The following is a 16,626-nucleotide window of genomic DNA, read 5'->3' as shown; positions in this document are numbered from 1 at the left end:
CTCGACGTCCCGGACCGGCGGTGGAGCCCCCTACCGGATTCGAACCGGTGACCCCCTGTTTACAAGACAGGTGCTCTGGCCAGCTGAGCTAAGGAGGCGAGAAGGGCCGGCACCGAACCCTGTCAGCGTGCGTGCTGACGTGGACGGAAACCGGCCCTTCCAGAGTAGCGGATCAGGCGATCAGGAGGCGTCCATGATGCCCTGGGCCCAGTCGGTGAAGGACTGGCCCTGCTCCGCGGTGGCCCAGTTCTCGCCCTGGACCCATACGGACGGGGTGCCCGCCACGCCCGCGGCACGGGCCTGGGCGCCGGAGTACTTCACGTAGGGGCGGTAGGTGTTGCCGTCCACGCAGGAGTCGATGTCCGCTCCCAGGCCGGAGGCCATGTCCTTGAGCTCGTCGTCGCTCAGGCCCTGACCGCCGTGGCCGGTGTAGGCGCCGAAGACCCCGCTGAGGAAGGAGTTGTAGTTCTCCGGGGAGTTCTCCGCCACGCAAGCAGCGGCGTTGGCAGCGCGGGAGGAGTAGTTGCCGGTGGCGGGGTTGTCCAGGAAGTCCAGCATGCGGTACTCCACGGTGGCCTCGCCGGCGTCCAGCCACTGGTTCAGCTGCTCGGCGTTCTCCGTCTCGAAGCTGGCGCAGTGCACGCAGTTGGCGTCGGCATAGACGATGATCTGGGCCGGCTCACCAGCCGGGCGGGCCTCCGCACCGGGGACGGTCTCGGGCTGCTCGCCGGTGGACTCCGGGATCTCGACGGTCGTGGCGTCAACCTCCTCGAGACCTTCCTCGCCCGGGGCGAGTTCGGTGGTGGAGGTGAGGGTGATGCCGCCCTGGTCGTTGCCCGCGCTCGGCGCGGGGCCGGCGTCGGGAATGGAGCGGGACGAGTTCATGAAGATGACGCCGATCACCACGGCGATGACCACCACGACCCCGATGACCACGCCCCAGCGCACCATGAGGGAGCGCCGCTTCTCCTGGCGGCGCTGCTCCTCCTGCATCTGCCGGGCCTTCTCACGGGCGGTCTGCTGCCGTTCGGCCTTCGTCTGATTCTTACTAGTCGCCATGGTCCTGCCTGTCGTCCTGACTCTCGGGTCGCTGCGGTGTCATGTGGCCGGCCGGTATCCCCTCATACCCTCCTTCGGCGGGCCGTGGGTCAGACTACCGGGCCAACCTGAGAAACCTGTTCACACGGTGGCCACCCTTCTGGGCGGTCCCTGGCGATAAGCTCGGGAACGGAAGAGGACAAGGAGGTCCGCAGTGAACAACACCACCGTCGACATCCCCACCGGAACCGTGCCGTTCGTCGAGAAGCTGGCAGGGGATCCGCCGCCGCCCGGCCACTCCGACCTAGTGGTCGTGGCCAACCGCCTGGCCGTGGACCGCGTGGTCGAGGAAGACGGCACCACCTCGTGGCGCCGGTCCCCCGGCGGCCTGGTCACCGCGCTGGCGCCCATCATGACCCGGCAGGAGGGCGCGTGGGTCGGCTGGGGTGGATCCCCTGAGGAGGAGCTGGACGAGCCGCTGGAGCCCTTCACCCATGAGGGCATGCACCTGGTCCCCGTGTCCCTGACCGAGCGGGAACTGGTCGAATACTACGAGGGGTTCTCCAACTCCACCCTCTGGCCGCTGTATCACGACGTCATCGCCCGTCCGGATTTCCACCGGCAGTGGTGGGACACCTATCAGCGGGTCAATGCTCGCTTCGCCCACGCCGCGGCCGCCACCGCCGCCAAGGGGGCCACGGTCTGGGTGCAGGACTACCAGCTGCAGCTGGTGCCCCGGATCCTGCGCCGGCTCCGCCCGGACCTGAGGATCGGCTACTTCCACCACATCCCGTTCCCACCGGTCGAGATCTACGCGCAGCTGCCGTGGCGCCGCCCGGTGCTCGAGGGCCTGCTCGGCGCGGACCTGATCGGCTTCCAGCGCCGCTCGGACGTCTCGAACTTCCAGGGCGCCGTGCGGCGCATCCTGGGCTCCTCGTTCCGTTCCAATACGGTCCAGGTGAAGGAGCACGACGGCGGCGCCCGCACCGTGGGTGCCGCCGCATTCCCCATCTCCATCGACGTGGACACCATCACGGACCTGTCCCAGAACCCGGACATCCAGGCCCGAGCCCGGCAGATCCGCGAGGAGCTCGGCAACCCGAGCACCATCCTCCTGGGCGTTGACCGGCTCGACTACACCAAGGGCATCCGGCACCGCATCAAGGCCTTCTCCGAACTGCTCGAGGACGGCCGGCTGAGTGTGGAGGACGCCTGTCTGGTGCAGGTGGCCAGCCCGTCCCGGGAGGGCGTGGACTCCTACAAGGAGCTGCGGGACGAGATCGAGCTGTCCGTCGGCCGGGTCAACGGCACGTACGACACGATGGGCCACACCGCCATCCGATACCTGCACCACTCCTATCCGGTCGAGGAGATGGTGGCGCTCTACCTGGCCGCCGACGTCATGCTGGTGACCGCCCTGCGGGACGGGATGAACCTCGTGGCCAAGGAGTATGTGGCGGCCCGCGGCGGCTGGGGCGGGGTGCTGGTGCTCTCCGAGTTCGCCGGGGCCGCGGACCAGTTGCGCAAGGCCCTGCTGGTCAACCCCCATGACATCGACGGGTTGAAGGAGGCCATCATGGAGGCCACCGAGATGTCCGCCGGGGAGGCCACCAAGCGCATGAAGTCGATGCACCGGCAGCTCATCACCCATGACGTGAACAAGTGGTCCCGGGACTTCCTCGACCGCCTCGGCGGTGCGGTCTCGGCGGAACGCTCCGGACCGGACGACGGCGGCCAGCAGTCTGCCTTCATGGACACCGATGACGACCGCGAGCGCCGCGACCACGAGGTCGACGAACCCTTTGACGAGAGCGGGCCCGCTGACGGCTCCGCGCCGGGGGACGGACGATGACCGGTCCGGGGTTGGCCACCGCCCTGCAGGAGTTCGCCGCGCGGGAATCGATCCTCGTGGCGCTGGACTTCGACGGGGTCATGGCCGAACTCGTGGACCGGGCCGAGAACGCCCGGCCCCTGCCGGCGAACGCCACCGCGCTAGCCGCCCTGGCCGGACTCCCGGGCGTTCACACGGCGCTGGTCTCCGGCCGCGCCCTGGAATCCCTGCTGGCCGTCGCCTCGCCACCGGAGTCGACGCTGCTCATCGGTTCGCACGGCGCCGAGCGCCGCCTCGGTCCGGAGGCGCCTCCGCTGGAACTGGACGAGGAACAGACTCGGGCGCTGGCCGCCGTCGGGCAGGTATTGGAGCCCGTGGCAGCCCGGTATCCGGAATCGTGGGTGGAGTACAAGCCGGCGGCCCGGGTGCTGCAGGTGCGGCTGGCCCGGTCGGACGAGGCGAGGTGCCGGGCCGTGTCCGAGGCCGAGGAGGCGTTGAGCGAGCTGGCCGGCCAGGCTGGGCGGTCTGAGCTCGCCCCCTTCTTCATCGGGCACGGCAAGGACGTGCTGGAGGTCGCCGTGGTGCGGGCGGACAAGGGCCAGGGGCTGGACCTGCTGAGGTCTGTCACCGGGGCGGAAGCGGTGTTGTTCGCCGGGGACGACGTGACGGACGAGACGGGATTCGCCCGGTTGGATCCCGCCCGGGACGTGTCCATCAAGGTCGGCCCCGGAGAGACTGGGGCTCAGTTCAGGATCGAGGGGCCGGCGGACGTGGCCACCGTGCTGGAGGCGGTGCGCTCATGGCGTCGGTAGAACTGCTCGGCATCACGGTCCAGTACCCGTCGGCGCGGACCCCCGCCCTGGACGGGCTGGACCTCTGCGCCCAGGACGGCCGGTTCACGGTGATCGCCGGTGACCTGCGCAGCGGCAAGTCCACGCTGCTGCGGGTCGTGGCCGGGCAGGAACCGCCGGATGCCGGACGGGTGCTGATCGGCGGCGTGGACGTGACCGAAGTGCCGGCGCACGACCGTGACGCGGTGATCGTCTTCCAGAACTACGCCCTCTACCCGCACATGGACGTGCAGGAGAACATGAGCTTCGCCCTGCGGGTGGCCGGTGTCCCGCCAACCGAACGGCAGGACCGGGTCCGGGAGGCCGCCCGGCTCCTGGACCTGGAGGAGCAGCTCGGCTGGACACCAGAGCGGCTGACCGGCCCGCAACGGCAGCAGGTGGCGCTCGCCCGGGCCGTGGTCCGCCGGCCCGCCGTGCTGCTCATGGACGATCCGCTCACCGCCCTGCCCCCGGCCCTGAAGGACCACACGGCGGAGCTGATCCGCAGCCTGGCCCGCACCCTGGACGTCACCACGCTGTACGCCACGGCCGAGCCCGGACCGGTGGCCTCCGTGGCGGATCGTCTGCTACGGCTGGACTCGGGCCAGCTGAGGGAGGACACTGCCGTGTCATGACACCGCGTTCCGGTCTGGACATCACCACCTCGGGTACTGCCGTGGACAGCGCGGCGTTGATCGCCCTGCCCTGGGACGTGCCCTTGGCCGAGTGGCCCGAGTCCGCCCTCGCCGCCCTCCCCCGCGGACTGTCCCGGCACGTGGTGAGGTTCGCCCACCTCGACGGTGCCGTGGTCGCGGTGAAGGAGACCACGGAGTTCTCGGCCCGCCGCGAGTACCAGTTGCTGCGCCGACTCGAACGGCTGGATGTCCCCTGCGTGGAGCCGGTGGCCGTGGTCGCCGGGCGCACCGATCCGGACGGCGAGCCCCTGCCGACCGTGCTCGTGACCCGGCATCTGAGGTTCTCGCTGCCCTATCGCGCCGTGTTCTCCCGGCGGCTGCACCGGGACACCCTGACCCGGCTGATCGACGCGCTCGCCCTGCTGCTCGTGGAGCTGCACCTGGCCGGCTTCTACTGGGGGGATGTCTCCCTGTCCAACACCCTGTTCCGCCGTGACGCCGGCGCCTTCGCCGCCTACCTGGTGGATGCCGAGACCGGTGAACTGCATCCCTCCCTGTCCCGCGGCCAGCGGGAGCACGACCTCGAGCTGGCCCGGGTCAACGTGGCCGGTGAGCTGATGGACCTGATGTCCGGCGGCCTGGTGGAGGGGGACGTGGACCCCGTGGCCACCTCGCAGCTGATCATCGATGCCTACCGCCGGCTGTGGGAGGAGCTCACCGCGGACATGTCCTTCCGGCCCGGCGAGCGCTGGCGGGTCGAGGAGCGGATCCGCCGCTTGAACTCCCTCGGCTTCGATGTGGAGGAGTACGCCATCCGCACCACCCGGGACGGCTCCGAACTGGTGCTGCAGCCCAAGGTCGTGGACCCGGGTCACCACCAGCGCCGCCTGTTGGGGCTGACCGGCCTGGACGTGCAGGAGAACCAGGCCCGGCGGCTGCTGCGGGACATCGACGAGTACCGGGCCGTCAACCACCCCGAGATGGACGAGCACGAGGCCGCGCACCGGTGGCTGACCGAGGTCTTCGAGCCGGTGGCCCTGTCCATCCCCGCGAACCTATCCGGCAAGCTCGAGCCCGCCGAGGTGATGCACCAGTTGCTCGAACACCGCTGGTACCTCTCCGAGAACCAGTCCCGGTCGGTTCCGCTGGACGAGGCCCTGGAGTCCTACCTCCACACCGTCCTGCCCCACCGTCGGGACGAGGACGCCGTGGTGCTGCATCCGACGACCACCATGCTCAAGGCCGTCGAGCTCCCCTCAGAGAACTACGACTGACCCTCGCGCCCGAGGAGCAGGAAGCCGTGGGGTGGGACGCGGGCGTCGTCGGGAACCGCGGTGCAGGTGCCGTCGGCACCGTGGCCCGCAAGCAGACGGTACCCGCGGAGCTCCTCCGGGATCGGCATCGGCTCCGCGCCCAGGGCCGCCAGCAGGACCACAGAACCGGGTCCGACATCGGCCCCCGCATCCCCGCGCTCAATACCGCGGTCCATCCGCACCCAGCCGCGCTCCTCGTCCACCACGGCGCGGGTGGTGGAGCGGTCGGGGTCGGTCAGTTCGCGGCGTTCGGCGCGCAGCCGTCCCAGCGTCCGGTAGAGCTCCAGCAGCCGGGCGTGCCGACCGGTCTGCGCTTCGTCCCACCGCAGCGTCGAAGCGGCGAACGTCTCCGGGGCCTGCGGGTCCGGTACCGCGTCGTGGCTCCAGGCCATGCGGGCGAACTCCCGGCGCCGCCCCTCTGTCACCGCCTGCGCCAGCTCCGATTCGCGGTGCGCTGTGAAAAACTGCCACGGGGTGGAGGCCGCCCATTCCTCGCCCATGAAGAGCATCGGGGTGAAGGGCCCGGTCAGCAGCAGCGCGGCGCCGATCGCCAGCTGGCCCTCGTCGAGGCTCGCGGTCAGCCGGTCACCGGCGGCGCGGTTGCCGACCTGGTCGTGGTTCTGGGTGCACACCACCAGGGCCTCGGCGGGGATCTGCTCCCCCAGGGGCCGACCGTGCCGGCGTTGTCGGAAGGAGGACCAGCTGCCGTCGTGGAAGAACCCGTGGTTGAGGACCTTGGCCAGGGCGGACAGCGGCGCGAAGTCCGCGTAATAGCCGTCCGTCTCCCCGGTCAGGGCCACGTGGACGGCGTGGTGGAAGTCGTCCGACCACTGCCCCGTCAGGCCGTAGCCGCCCGTTCCCTCGGCCCCGGGGCCGGGCCGGGCCGTGATGAGCCGCGGATCGTTCAGGTCCGATTCGGCCACGAGCAGCAGCGGCCGGCCAAGCCGTTCCGAAAGGGTGTCCGTCTCGGCGGCCAGCTCCTCGAGCACGTGCACGGCACGGGTGTCCTGGAGCGCGTGGACGGCATCCAACCGGAGTCCGTCCACGTGGTAGTCCTCGAACCACATCCGGGCGTTGTCCAGGATGTATCGGCGCACCTCATCCGAGTCCGGCCCGTCCAGGTTGAGGCCGCTGCCCCAGCCGGTGGAGTGCTCGGTCAGGTACGGGCCGAACTGCGGGAGGTAGTTCCCGGCGGGGCCGAGGTGGTTGTAGACCACGTCCTGGATCACGGCCAGCCCGGCCCCGTGGCAGGCGTCCACGAAGCGTTGATAGGCCGCCGGACCGCCGTAGGAGGCGTCCACGGCGTACCAGCCGACTCCGTCATAGCCCCAGTTGCGCGCCCCGCCGAAGGAGTTCACGGGCAGCAGCTCCACGTGGGTCACCCCACACGAGACCAGGTGGTCCAGCTTCAGGGCGGCGGCGTCCAGAGTGCCCTCGTCCGTGAAGGTGCCGAGGTGGAGTTCGTAGATGACCGCCCCCCGCAGCGGACGGCCAGCCCAGTCACCGTCCTGCCACGGATGCGCGGCGCCGTCGACGAGCCGGGACGGCCCATGCACGGTGTCCGGCTGGCACCGCGAGCGCGGGTCCGGGAACGGCCCCTCGCCGTCCACGACGAATCCATACCCCCGGGCTGAGGATGCCAGGTTCGTCCAGTGCGCTCGGACCGGTTCAGCCGGAGTCCACCAGCCGTTGTCCTGCCGGTCCAGGGGAAAACGCTCCGCACCGTCCCAGCGATTCTCGGCGCCGTGGACTGCACCGGGCGGTGCCATGGTCACGGCCAGCTCGACGCTCTCCGCGGACGGCGCCCACACGGACAAAAGCGGAAGGGTCATCCTCGCCTCGCTCATCGCAGCGTATTCCCGTCCTCTGGTACCAGCAGCGCCACCGGGTGGCGTTCGAAGACCTCGGCCAGACGTGTGGTGCCGTCCGCGAAGGCTCCGCCGAAGCGGCGCCCCGTCAGTAGGTCCACCATGGTCTGGCGGGGCAGCACGACGGCGGCGTCCCCCCACCCGCCTTCGTCCTCCAGTCCCAGCGGCCACCGGGTGGCCACGGTGATGCACCCGCCCCGGGTGAAGGCGACCACGTGGTCCGATGCCTCACCGAGGACGTCGAGTTCCTGATACCGGGTGAACCACTCGGGGTGCTCCCGGCGGGCGCGCAGGGCGCGGGAGGTGATGAGCATCTTCAGTCCAGCGGCGTACTCGGCAAGCGCGGCGCCATCGGGCCGGGTCGAGCCGTCCTCGAGCTCTACCGGGGCCGGGAACTCGGGCTCCCACCCGTCGTCGAGCCGCGCCAGCAGGGCCGTCCGCTCCCGGAAGTCCACGGCCCGGCGGTTGTCCGGGTCCACGAGGGTGGGGAACGGGATCTCGGTGCCCTGGTAGACGTCCGGAATGCCGGGCATGGTGAGCTGGATGAGCTTCATGGCCACCTGGTTGGTCACGCCTGGAACGGCGATCCGGTCGGCGATCCGCTGGATCTCGTCCCGCAATACGCCCGCGCCGGTGGCCCGCTCGGCGAGGTCCGCGAGCGCGGCCTCGAACTCCTCGTCCTGTTCGGTCCACGTGGTGCGGGTCGCGGCCTCGCGGGCGGCTTTGAGCGCGTAGTCGGCCAGCCGCTGGGTCTCCAGCGGAGAGCCGTCCACCGGCCAGGCGCCCACGATGGTCTCCCACAACAGCTTCTCGAACGGCCCGTCTCCCAGCGGGGCCAGTTCCCTGAGCCGGTCCAGGGTGCGGACCCACTCCCCCGGGATCTCGGACAGCACGTCGATCCGGGCCCGGACGTCCTCGCTGCGCTTGGTGTCATGCGTGGAGAGCGTGGTCATGGTGCGGGGCATGCGCGCCTGGCGGTCGCCCTGCAACTCGTGGAATCGTTCCAACTCCAGCGCGAACGACGACGGGTCCCCACCGACCTCGTTCAGCGACGCCAGCCGCGTGTACCGGTAGAAGGCGGTGTCCTCCACTCCCTTGGCCATGACCATCCCGGAGGTCTGCTGGAAACGTTCGCCCACGGGGTGATCCGGATCGGCCAGCAGCGGCAGGAACGCCTCGACCGCCTCCGCCAGGTCGGGACGGCGGCGCACCGCCTCCGCGGCGGCGTCGTCCAGGTGCTGGCGCCCGGTCGGCAGATAGGAACGGTAGACGGGAAAGCAGGCGAGCAGTTCCGCCAGGGCGTCATGGACGAGGTGTTCACCGGATCCGTCGTCGTCCGGGATCAGCCCGGGGACGAGCCGCGTCAGGCGTTCGACCTCGGAGCGGAGCATGCCATCCACCACGGCACGCTTGGTCCCGTGGATCATCTCCGCCCACACCACCTCGGCGGCTGCGGCGGTCTCCCCGGCGGGGTCCTCGGTGCGGTCCCACCCACCGAGACGCCCGGCCACCTCGTCGAGTTCAGGGGCTCCGGCCGGGTCCGTGAGGATGCGGTCCACCTCCCCGAGGGCGTCGTAGCCGGTGGTGCCGTCCATGGGCCAGGCGGCGGGCAGTCGTTCGCCGGGTTCCAGGATCTTCTCTCCGAGCAGGTAGATCCCCCCGGTGGCCTGCCGCAGGTTCTCGAAGTATCCGCCCGGATCCGCCAGCCCGTCCGGATGGTCCACGCGAAGACCGTCCACGAGTCCGTCGCGGACCCAGGACAGGATCTCGCGGTGGGTCTCGGCGAAGACCCGTGGGATCTCCACCCGCACCCCGGCCAGGGAGTTGACCGCGAAGAAGCGGCGGTAGTTGAGGTTCTCGTCCGCCTCACGCCACGGCATCAGCCGGTAGTTCTGCTTCTCGTGTGCGGCGCGGGCTACAGCCTCTTCCCCGGCTGGGTCACCGTCCGTGTTCCCGACAGCGGCGCGCGCCGCCTCCTCGGTGCCCGGTGCCAGGGGGAAGACGTTCTCGTAGTAGTGCAGTTCCCCGTCCACCACGCGCAGCCTCGCGAGTTCGGCCTCCGGGTCCTCGTCGGTGCCGTCCCCGAGGACGGGCAGCCAGATGCGGGAGTCCCCGGCGGCCCAGTCGATGTCGAAGGCCATCGCGTACTTGGAGGCTTGGCCGTGCTTGAGAAGGTCCCACCACCAGGCGTTGTCCTTGGGGGTGTCCACGCCCACATGGTTCGGCACGATGTCGGCGAGGATCCCGCCGCCGGCCGCGTGCACGGCCTCGGCCAGCTCACGCAGTCCGGTCTCCCCACCGCGGGCGTCATCCACCTGGGTGGGGTCCACCACGTCGTAGCCGTGGCTGGAGCCCTCCTCTGAGCCGAGCATCGGAGACAGGTAGAGCCAGTCGACGCCCAGGTCCCGCAGATAGGGCAGGACCTCTCGGGCACTGGCGAGCGTGAAGTCCGCGGTGAGCTGCAGACGGTAGGTGGATGCGGGGACGTTCTGCGGGCTGGTCACGTGGTGCACGGTAGCAAACCTGACCGGCCCTATTCTTCGGGTTGCTCGGGCGGCTGGGTCAGGTCCCGCGAGATCTGTGGTTCGCCCGAGTCCTCGAAGGTGATCAGCACATCCTGGTGGACCGTGCCGTCCGGCATGGTGACGTCCGCGTTGAGCGCGTTGCCCCGCCACTCCTTGCCCTGCACGGATTCGACCCCGTACTTGGCGGCCACGTTGTCCTGGACGGCGTCCTGCCAGGCCTGATTGCCGAAGACGGAGTAGACGATGGCGGCCACGCCGATCACCAGCACCCCGGCTCCGGCGACGGTCTCGCGGACGGCATCCCTGAGCCGGTCCGGCCCTGCGTAGCGGGCGTCCTCGTCGTCGAGGTGGGCCCGGTAGCGCTTGCGCCGCCACAGGCCGTGGGCGACGACGGCCAGGCCCGCGACGGCCAAGAGGATGCCGATCCATTGGGCGACGAGCGGGGTCTGGAGGTCGATCGGTGCGTACATGCCTCCATTGTCTCCCGGATGGCCGCCCTGCAGGCCCCGCTCCGTGCCGGTTACTTGCGCAGGGTGTAGCCACGTGTCCCGGCCATGTCGGCCAACTGGCTCGTGTCGATCCAGAACGGCGCGGTCCAGGGGTCGTAGACCAGGAACGTGTCGTTGACGGTGTTGTAACCCACCACGGCCATGTGGTGACGCAGGGTGAATCGGCCTCCGGTCTTCTCCCGCTGGAGGGGAGGTTGCTCGTCCGGGGTCGCCGCGATGTTGATGACCACGGGGGCACCGCCGTCAATGGACCGTCGCGCGCCGGTCCGGAACTCGCGGGTCTGGGCCAGGTTCGCGTCCGCGCCTGGGATGGTCTTCACCGTGTACCGGACATCGAACGGCGCGTGATAGTCCAGCACGCGGGCCACCTGGTGCAGCCAGGTCCCCTCCCGGTCGGTCTGGGCCGCCGTGGCCAGGGACTTCTGCGAGAAGTCGAGGCGGAACGCGGACAGGGTGATCGCCATGGAGGCCGGTCCGCACCAATAGCCGTTGGGCTGCGCCTCGTAGTCGGCGCGGAGAACGGCAACGCCCCGCTTCGGGCGTTCCGGCAGGTAGCGCTTGCCCAGACGGGAGACATCCGACTTGGCGTTGCCCGCCTCGAAGTCCCGGATGAGATAGCCGCCGTGGACCCAGCCCTTCACGGAGCCGAACGTGATCTCCCGCCACGTGGCTCCGCTGACGGACGAGCTGCGCCCGGTCCAGACCACCTTGGTGTTGCGGGCCAGGGAGGCGACCTTCCGGTAGCCCGTCCCGGCCCCCGAGCGCACGTTGAGGCCGTCGTCGGCGATGACGACATACCGGTACGCCAGCGGGATCTCGGGTTCGGGTTCCGGCTCGGGTGCCGGCTCTGGCTTCGGGGCCGGCTTCGGCGGCGTGGCCGGTGGTTTCGGCTGTCCGTTCAGATGCGTCTCGAGGCCGTAGAGGAACTTGGCGGTCTCGCCGCGTCCTACTTGCCGCGAGGGGCGGAAGATACCATCCGCGTAGCCCGCGACCATCTCGTTCTCGGAGAGCCAGGAGATGTCCCGGTAGGCGGGCGCCGTCGTCGGGACGTCGGAGAACACCGCAGCGGACGGGGCCGTGTAGTCGGTTTCCCCGCCATAGCGGAACAGGTAGCGGGCGAGCTCCACGCGGGAGATCGAGCGATTCGGGCGGAAGGTGCCGTCCGTATAGCCGGTCACGATCTCCTGCTCGTGCATCCAGGAGATGGCGGTGAAGCCCTCGTCACCGGCCCGCGGCTGCACGTCCTCGAAGTCTGCGGCGGTGCCCGGCTCATGGGTTTCCCCGGACATCCGGTAGATCATCACCGCGGCCTCCTTCCGGGTGATCTCCCGGTAGACACCGAAGCTGTGGTCCGCGTACCCCTTGGACAGGTCCGCGCAGGCCATCCAGGTGACATGGGTGTAGAACGTGGTCTTCGGCGCGACGTCCGTGAAGTCCTGTTTGCAGGGGCCCAGGTGCGCGGCGGCCGCACCGGTGGACGCATCGGCGCGGCCGCGGGCGGCATCCGGCCCCGCGTTCTTGCCCTGCACGGCGTCCAGGACGGAGTCGTCGAGGACCGGGAGCGACTCGTCGAACTCGGTCGTCTGGTCCAGCGGGCTCAGGTGCTCGGAGTCGGCCACGGCCGGAGCGGCCAGGGCCAGTCCCGGCAGCAGCAGACCCAGGCTGAGCGCGGTGGCGAGGAGGCCCGCGCGGCGGCGCCGCGGGGCAGGCTGAGGCTGACGGGACACGGTGTCGCCCTTCGTCGGTGGAATGATGGGCAGGGCGTTTCCCTCCACCCTCCCGCGAGCATGATAACCGAACCAGGTCTCCGCGGGGTGACGGGGCTTACAACGGCCCATCGGCCGAGCGGATCGGGCGGGCGGTGTGGTGGGATATCCCCATGAAGCTCTCTACCTATCGACTGCCCGGCTCGGACCCAGACACCCCGGGCGCCACGTTCGCCGCACTCGTCACGGAGACCGACGGTCCCCGCGCCACGGCCGCCGTCGAGCTGGAAGGCGTGGTCGACGTCGGGGACTTCCTGTCCCTGCCGGAACCGGACCGCACCGAGCTGGTGGAGGCCGCCCTGGCCGCAGCCGCGGAGGACCCCTCCCGGATCCTGGACGCCTCGACACTGGAGCCCGCCACGCTCATCCCGTTCCCCACCAAGGTGTTCTGCATCGGGCTGAACTATCGAAACCACATCCTGGAGACCGGGCTGGAGCTGCCGGAGCACCCCTCGATCTTCACCAAGTTCGCCCAGACGCTCACCGGGGCCACGGATGCCATCGAGGTCCCGGCCGAGGACCACCGGCTGGACTGGGAGGGCGAGCTGTGCATCGTCATCGGCGAGCCCGGCCGTCGGATCCCCGAGGACCAGGCTGCCGCCCATATTGCCGGTTACGCCATCTCCAATGACGTCTCCGTCCGCGGCTACCAGGGCCGCACCACGGAATGGACGCAGGGAAAGGTCTGGGAGGAGACCACACCGATCGGCCCGTGGCTGGTCACGCCGGACGAATACGCGCCGGGCGCCACGATCACCACCCGCGTCAACGGTGAGGTCATGCAGCACGATTCCACCGGGGACCTCGTGTTCGGCGCCGAGAAGCTCGTCTCCTATATTTCCGACCTGGTCACCCTGCTGCCCGGGGATCTCATCCTCACCGGCACTCCCGCCGGGGTCGCCCTGGCCCGGAAGAACGACTCCGGCCGGCGCCCCTGGCTGAAAGCCGGAGACGTCCTGGAGACGGAGATCGAGGGCCTGGGCCTGCAGCGGAACGAGATCCGATGACCCCCGGATTCACCACCTGTGATCTCTATGACGCGGACGAGACGCTGCAGTCCTGTTCGCTCCAGTTCGAGGACCTCGGCGCCCGGTCGGTGTTCACCGGCCCCGTGCGGACCATCCGCTGCCACCGGGACAACGGGCTGATCAAACAGGTCCTGAACTCCCCCGGACACGGCGCCGTCCTCGTGGTGGACGGCGGCGGCTCCCTGGAGTCCGCCCTCATGGGCGACCTGATCGCCGGGGCCGCCGTGCGGAACGGCTGGGCCGGAGTGGTCATCCACGGGGCCATCCGGGACCGGGCCGTGGTCCGCACCCTGGACCTGGGCGTCAAGGCCCTGGGGTCCAATCCCCGCAAGTCCGCCAAGGACGGGGCCGGCGAGGCGGACGTCCCCGTGGAGTTCGGCGGGGTGACGTTCACCCCGGGTGCCACCCTCTGGGCGGACGAGGACGGCATCCTGGTCACACCGTGACTGAGCTTCCGGGCACGCCCCGCCCCCTCAACATCCTCGGCGCCGGCCGGGCGGGGACCTCGCTCGCCCGGGCCGCCGCCTCGGCCGGTCTCCCCGTGCGGATCGCGTCCAGCCGGCCACCCACCGCGATGCGCCTGCACCTGGCCCAGTACGCGCCCCGGACCACCGCGGTGGCGGCAGCGGAGATCGCGCAGGACGGGACGGAACAGCCGATCGTGGTGCTGATGGTCCCCCAGGAGGACCTCGACTCCGTGGACCCGGACTGGCTGGATGGCTGCGTCCTCGTGGACGCCACCAACCGCTGGGCCGAGGAGCCGCTCCCGGGCTGGCTCCAATCCGCGCTCGACGCCGGCCGGTCCAGTTCCCAAGCTGTGGCCGCCCGGTTCTCCGGCGCCACAGTGGTGAAGGCTCTGAACCACGTCAGCCACTGGGACCTGGACACCGCGGGCCGATCCCCGGGCCCCGAGCGGCGAGCGCTGGGAGTGGCCTCGGACAGCGAGGATGCCGCGGCCGCCGTCGGGCGATTGGCCGTTGACCTGGGGTTTGTCCCGGTACTGCTGCCCGGGCTGGCCGCCGGCCGGACCCTGGAGCCGGACGGGCCGGTCTTCAACCGGCCGATGTCCGCGCCCGAGCTGGCCCTCCTCACCGGCGGTACTGTGGTGCAGGACTGAAGGGAACGGCTCCGGCTCTCCCCGAAGCGATCCGAACTGAGTCGATGCTGGCAAGCGAGAGCAGGGGACGCCCGATGCCCACCGACACCGCCCACGTCCGAACCGGACGGCGCGCCACACCTCTCACCAGAACGGCCACCAGGGCGGCGACCAGGGCTACCGGCTGGGTGGCGGCGTTCGGCCTGGCGCTCGGGCTGCTGGCCGCGGTGCCGGCGGCCCTCGTCCTGGGGGCCTCCCCCGCCCAGGCTGACCAAGCCGAGGAGGTCATCCTCGAGGACGGCGCCGGGGTCATCCACGAGCCGACCCTGCGCGAGGGCCTGGACGGGATCTCCTTCTATGAACCGACCACCGTGGTGGTCTGGACGCAGCGCGGCGAGGCCGAGTCCAACCTCAACGAGCGACTTCTGGCCGATGCCCGCGAGAACCATCCGGAGTGGATCACCGATGACGGGCAGAAGTGGACGGACGGTCTGTTCGTCTACGCGATCGACCCGGAGGGCCGCCTGCAGGGCGTCTATTTCGGTGAGGACCGCAAGGTCGGCCTGGACCTCCAGGAGGACATCCGGGAGGATGCGGTGGACTCCCTGCGGGAGGCCAACTGGACCCAGGCCGCCCTCGATGCCACCGAGTCCGCCGCGGCCGTGATGAATCGGCCCTGGTACCGGCACCCCGGGCTGTGGGTTGGCGGCGGGGTCCTGGTGGTCATCGGCGGCATCGTCGGCGGGGTGAGCGCCGCCAGCAGGAAGAGCCAGCGGCAGAAGGCCCAGGCGGAACTGGACCGGGGGAACCGGGCCTTCGCCAACGTCAGCACGGACCTCGAGGCCACGGAGTTGAACGCCCATACCGTGCCCGAGGATTCCACGTACGGGGCCATGGTGCTGGAGCGGTACCGAACGTTCCACGAACGCTATCTGCAGGCCGCCCGGGAGAACGACCGGTTGTCCGGCATCCCGGCGAAGAAGCTGCACCGCAAGGAACACCGTCAGGCCATCACCGCCTACATGAAGCAGGCAGAGGAACTCGACCAGCTCGACGACACCGTGGGCAGCACCAACACGCTGTTGAACAAGTATCCGGGCTGGCCCGAGGCCTGGGACATCCAGACCGCGCCGATGCGGGAGGACCTGGGGCAGATCGACGAGCTGGTGACGGGGCAGCACAAGCTCAAGGCCGACCAGCTCTCGCCGTTGCGCTCCTTCCGGCCCGAGGCGGAACGGGAGTTGGAGCGGCTAGGCGCGGGCCTGGAGACCGGCCAACTCTCCCCGGACGAGGCACTCGACGGACTGGATGCCCTGCGGGTCCGCCTGACCGGGCTGCTGGACGACTACGCCAAGGCCCAGATCGACGCCTTCGCCACGTCCGATGCCGAGCGTCAGACCCTGCAGCAGGAACTGGAACGAGAACGCCACCGCGCCTCCCGCCGTCCTGGCTCGATCCTGGACACGGTGCACCAGCCCGGATGGTTCTGGACCGCGACCGCCTTCCACCTCGGATACTCCTCGGGCCAGTCCCACGTGGTGACGGCGCGGGAACAGGCGGAGGCCTCCTCCTCAAACTCCTCGACCGGATACGGCAGCTCCGGCGGCAGCTTCTCCGGCGCCGGCTCCTCCTCCAGCTTCTGAGGGGAATGGTGCGAGGAATGTTGCTGATGAGTCCGGGGTTGACAAGGTCATGAGCACTGACGCACGCCAGGATCCGTTGGCCTTCTACCTGGACAAGTCCGACCCCGCCGCGTGGAAGGCCGTGGGCGGATTGGCCGTCGCCGCGAAGGACGCCGCCCGGAAGGCCGGCCTGGACGATCAACTCGTGGAGCTCGTGAACCTGCGCATCTCCCAGATCAACGGCTGCGCCTACTGCCTCGAGGTCCACACCCGCAAGGGGATCGACGCCGGCCTCGACTCCCAGCGCCTCGGCCTGTTGGCTGCCTGGCGGGAGGCGGACGCCCTGTACAGCGAGACCGAGCGGGCCGCCCTGGACCTGGCCGAGACGGTCACCATGCTGCCCGGCCAGGAGGACCAGCACGTCAGCCAGCTGATGAGCCACCATGTGCTGACGGACGAGCAGTACTCCGCCGTCCAGTGGCTGGCCATCACCATGAACGTCACCAACCGCATCTCCATCCTGTCCCACCACCCGGTCAGGCGCCGTTGAACAGCTGGAAGCGAG

Annotated in this window: 14 protein-coding genes and 1 tRNA gene; 9 read left to right on the top strand and 6 right to left on the bottom strand. The window is 70.1% G+C overall.

All coding sequences use genetic code 11. The features are described 5' to 3' along the window. Positions 1–21 precede the first annotated feature (21 nt). Positions 22–98 (bottom strand) — tRNA-Thr (locus tag C8E99_RS15000). An 82-nt stretch (positions 99–180) separates the two neighbouring features. Next, a complete protein-coding gene (locus tag C8E99_RS14995) occupies positions 181–1,059 on the bottom strand; it encodes a DsbA family protein (protein WP_115932975.1) in 879 nt (292 codons plus the stop codon). A gap of 229 nt (positions 1,060–1,288) precedes the next feature. On the opposite strand from C8E99_RS14995, the gene C8E99_RS14990 reads away from it, so the two are divergent. The 4 genes from C8E99_RS14990 to C8E99_RS14975 are packed head-to-tail and all read left to right on the top strand — an operon-like array spanning position 1,289 to position 5,608. Beyond that, entirely contained in the window at positions 1,289–2,890 is a 1,602-nt protein-coding gene (locus C8E99_RS14990) for an alpha,alpha-trehalose-phosphate synthase (UDP-forming) (RefSeq protein ID WP_245952495.1), read from the top strand. Beyond that, a complete protein-coding gene (gene otsB, locus C8E99_RS14985; RefSeq protein WP_115932973.1) occupies positions 2,887–3,681 on the top strand; it encodes a trehalose-phosphatase in 795 nt (264 codons plus the stop codon). The genes C8E99_RS14990 and otsB overlap by 4 nt, the downstream gene beginning before the upstream one ends. Next, entirely contained in the window at positions 3,669–4,334 is a 666-nt protein-coding gene (locus C8E99_RS14980) for an ABC transporter ATP-binding protein (RefSeq protein ID WP_115932972.1), read from the top strand. The genes otsB and C8E99_RS14980 overlap by 13 nt, the downstream gene beginning before the upstream one ends. After that, positions 4,331–5,608, top strand: coding sequence for a DUF4032 domain-containing protein (locus tag C8E99_RS14975; protein ID WP_115932971.1), 1,278 nt, complete (start codon positions 4,331–4,333; stop codon positions 5,606–5,608). The genes C8E99_RS14980 and C8E99_RS14975 overlap by 4 nt, the downstream gene beginning before the upstream one ends. Here C8E99_RS14975 and treZ read toward each other — a convergent pair. The 4 genes from treZ to C8E99_RS14955 are packed head-to-tail and all read right to left on the bottom strand — an operon-like array spanning position 5,599 to position 12,276. Then, positions 5,599–7,479, bottom strand: a complete 1,881-nt coding sequence (gene treZ / locus C8E99_RS14970) for a malto-oligosyltrehalose trehalohydrolase (RefSeq protein WP_115932970.1) — start codon at positions 7,477–7,479, stop codon at positions 5,599–5,601. The genes C8E99_RS14975 and treZ overlap by 10 nt on opposite strands. Before the next feature lie 11 nt (positions 7,480–7,490). Further along, positions 7,491–10,028 carry a malto-oligosyltrehalose synthase gene (gene treY, locus C8E99_RS14965; RefSeq protein ID WP_115932969.1) on the bottom strand — a complete coding sequence of 846 codons (2,538 nt, stop codon included), beginning with the start codon at positions 10,026–10,028 and terminating at the stop codon, positions 7,491–7,493. 20 nt (positions 10,029–10,048) lie between these two features. Continuing rightward, positions 10,049–10,510 carry a YidH family protein gene (locus C8E99_RS14960; protein WP_115932968.1) on the bottom strand — a complete coding sequence of 154 codons (462 nt, stop codon included), beginning with the start codon at positions 10,508–10,510 and terminating at the stop codon, positions 10,049–10,051. A gap of 50 nt (positions 10,511–10,560) precedes the next feature. Beyond that, a complete protein-coding gene (locus C8E99_RS14955) occupies positions 10,561–12,276 on the bottom strand; it encodes an S-layer homology domain-containing protein (protein ID WP_147301251.1) in 1,716 nt (571 codons plus the stop codon). Between the two features lie 152 nt (positions 12,277–12,428). Between C8E99_RS14955 and C8E99_RS14950 the strand changes: the two genes are divergently transcribed. The 5 genes from C8E99_RS14950 (at position 12,429) to C8E99_RS14930 (ending at position 16,611) form a co-directional block, all read left to right on the top strand. Continuing rightward, a complete protein-coding gene (locus tag C8E99_RS14950; RefSeq protein WP_115932966.1) occupies positions 12,429–13,322 on the top strand; it encodes a fumarylacetoacetate hydrolase family protein in 894 nt (297 codons plus the stop codon). Continuing rightward, a complete protein-coding gene (gene rraA / locus C8E99_RS14945; protein ID WP_115932965.1) occupies positions 13,319–13,789 on the top strand; it encodes a ribonuclease E activity regulator RraA in 471 nt (156 codons plus the stop codon). The genes C8E99_RS14950 and rraA overlap by 4 nt, the downstream gene beginning before the upstream one ends. Further along, positions 13,786–14,460, top strand: a complete 675-nt coding sequence (locus tag C8E99_RS14940) for an NADPH-dependent F420 reductase (protein ID WP_170144626.1) — start codon at positions 13,786–13,788, stop codon at positions 14,458–14,460. The genes rraA and C8E99_RS14940 overlap by 4 nt, the downstream gene beginning before the upstream one ends. 74 nt (positions 14,461–14,534) lie before the next feature. Next, the gene (locus C8E99_RS14935) at positions 14,535–16,082 is read left to right on the top strand and encodes a DUF5129 domain-containing protein (RefSeq protein ID WP_170144625.1); all 1,548 of its coding nucleotides are present in this window, start codon (positions 14,535–14,537) and stop codon (positions 16,080–16,082) included. A gap of 49 nt (positions 16,083–16,131) precedes the next feature. Continuing rightward, positions 16,132–16,611 (top strand): carboxymuconolactone decarboxylase family protein, encoded by a 480-nt coding sequence (locus tag C8E99_RS14930; RefSeq protein WP_115932963.1) that lies wholly within the window; start codon positions 16,132–16,134, stop codon positions 16,609–16,611. The last annotated feature ends 15 nt before the right edge of the window (positions 16,612–16,626 follow it).

This window comes from Citricoccus muralis, assembly GCF_003386075.1.
GTDB classification, from domain to species: Bacteria; Actinomycetota; Actinomycetes; order Actinomycetales; family Micrococcaceae; genus Citricoccus; species Citricoccus muralis.
Note: the sequence above shows the minus strand (reverse complement) of the source record. Positions and strands in the feature narration are given on the sequence as shown.

Excerpts from the sequence above, each read along its gene's own strand:
- C8E99_RS14960 (WP_115932968.1), bottom strand. The coding sequence starts at position 10,510 with ATGTACGCACCGATCGACCTCCAGACCCCGCTCGTCGCCCAATGGATC.
- C8E99_RS14950 (WP_115932966.1), top strand. The coding sequence starts at position 12,429 with ATGAAGCTCTCTACCTATCGACTGCCCGGCTCGGACCCAGACACCCCG.
- rraA (WP_115932965.1), top strand. The coding sequence starts at position 13,319 with ATGACCCCCGGATTCACCACCTGTGATCTCTATGACGCGGACGAGACG.
- C8E99_RS14995 (WP_115932975.1), bottom strand. The coding sequence starts at position 1,059 with ATGGCGACTAGTAAGAATCAGACGAAGGCCGAACGGCAGCAGACCGCC.
- otsB (WP_115932973.1), top strand. The coding sequence starts at position 2,887 with ATGACCGGTCCGGGGTTGGCCACCGCCCTGCAGGAGTTCGCCGCGCGG.
- C8E99_RS14975 (WP_115932971.1), top strand. The coding sequence starts at position 4,331 with ATGACACCGCGTTCCGGTCTGGACATCACCACCTCGGGTACTGCCGTG.
- treZ (WP_115932970.1), bottom strand. The coding sequence starts at position 7,479 with ATGACCCTTCCGCTTTTGTCCGTGTGGGCGCCGTCCGCGGAGAGCGTC.
- C8E99_RS14980 (WP_115932972.1), top strand. The coding sequence starts at position 3,669 with ATGGCGTCGGTAGAACTGCTCGGCATCACGGTCCAGTACCCGTCGGCG.
- C8E99_RS14935 (WP_170144625.1), top strand. The coding sequence starts at position 14,535 with ATGCCCACCGACACCGCCCACGTCCGAACCGGACGGCGCGCCACACCT.
- C8E99_RS14930 (WP_115932963.1), top strand. The coding sequence starts at position 16,132 with ATGAGCACTGACGCACGCCAGGATCCGTTGGCCTTCTACCTGGACAAG.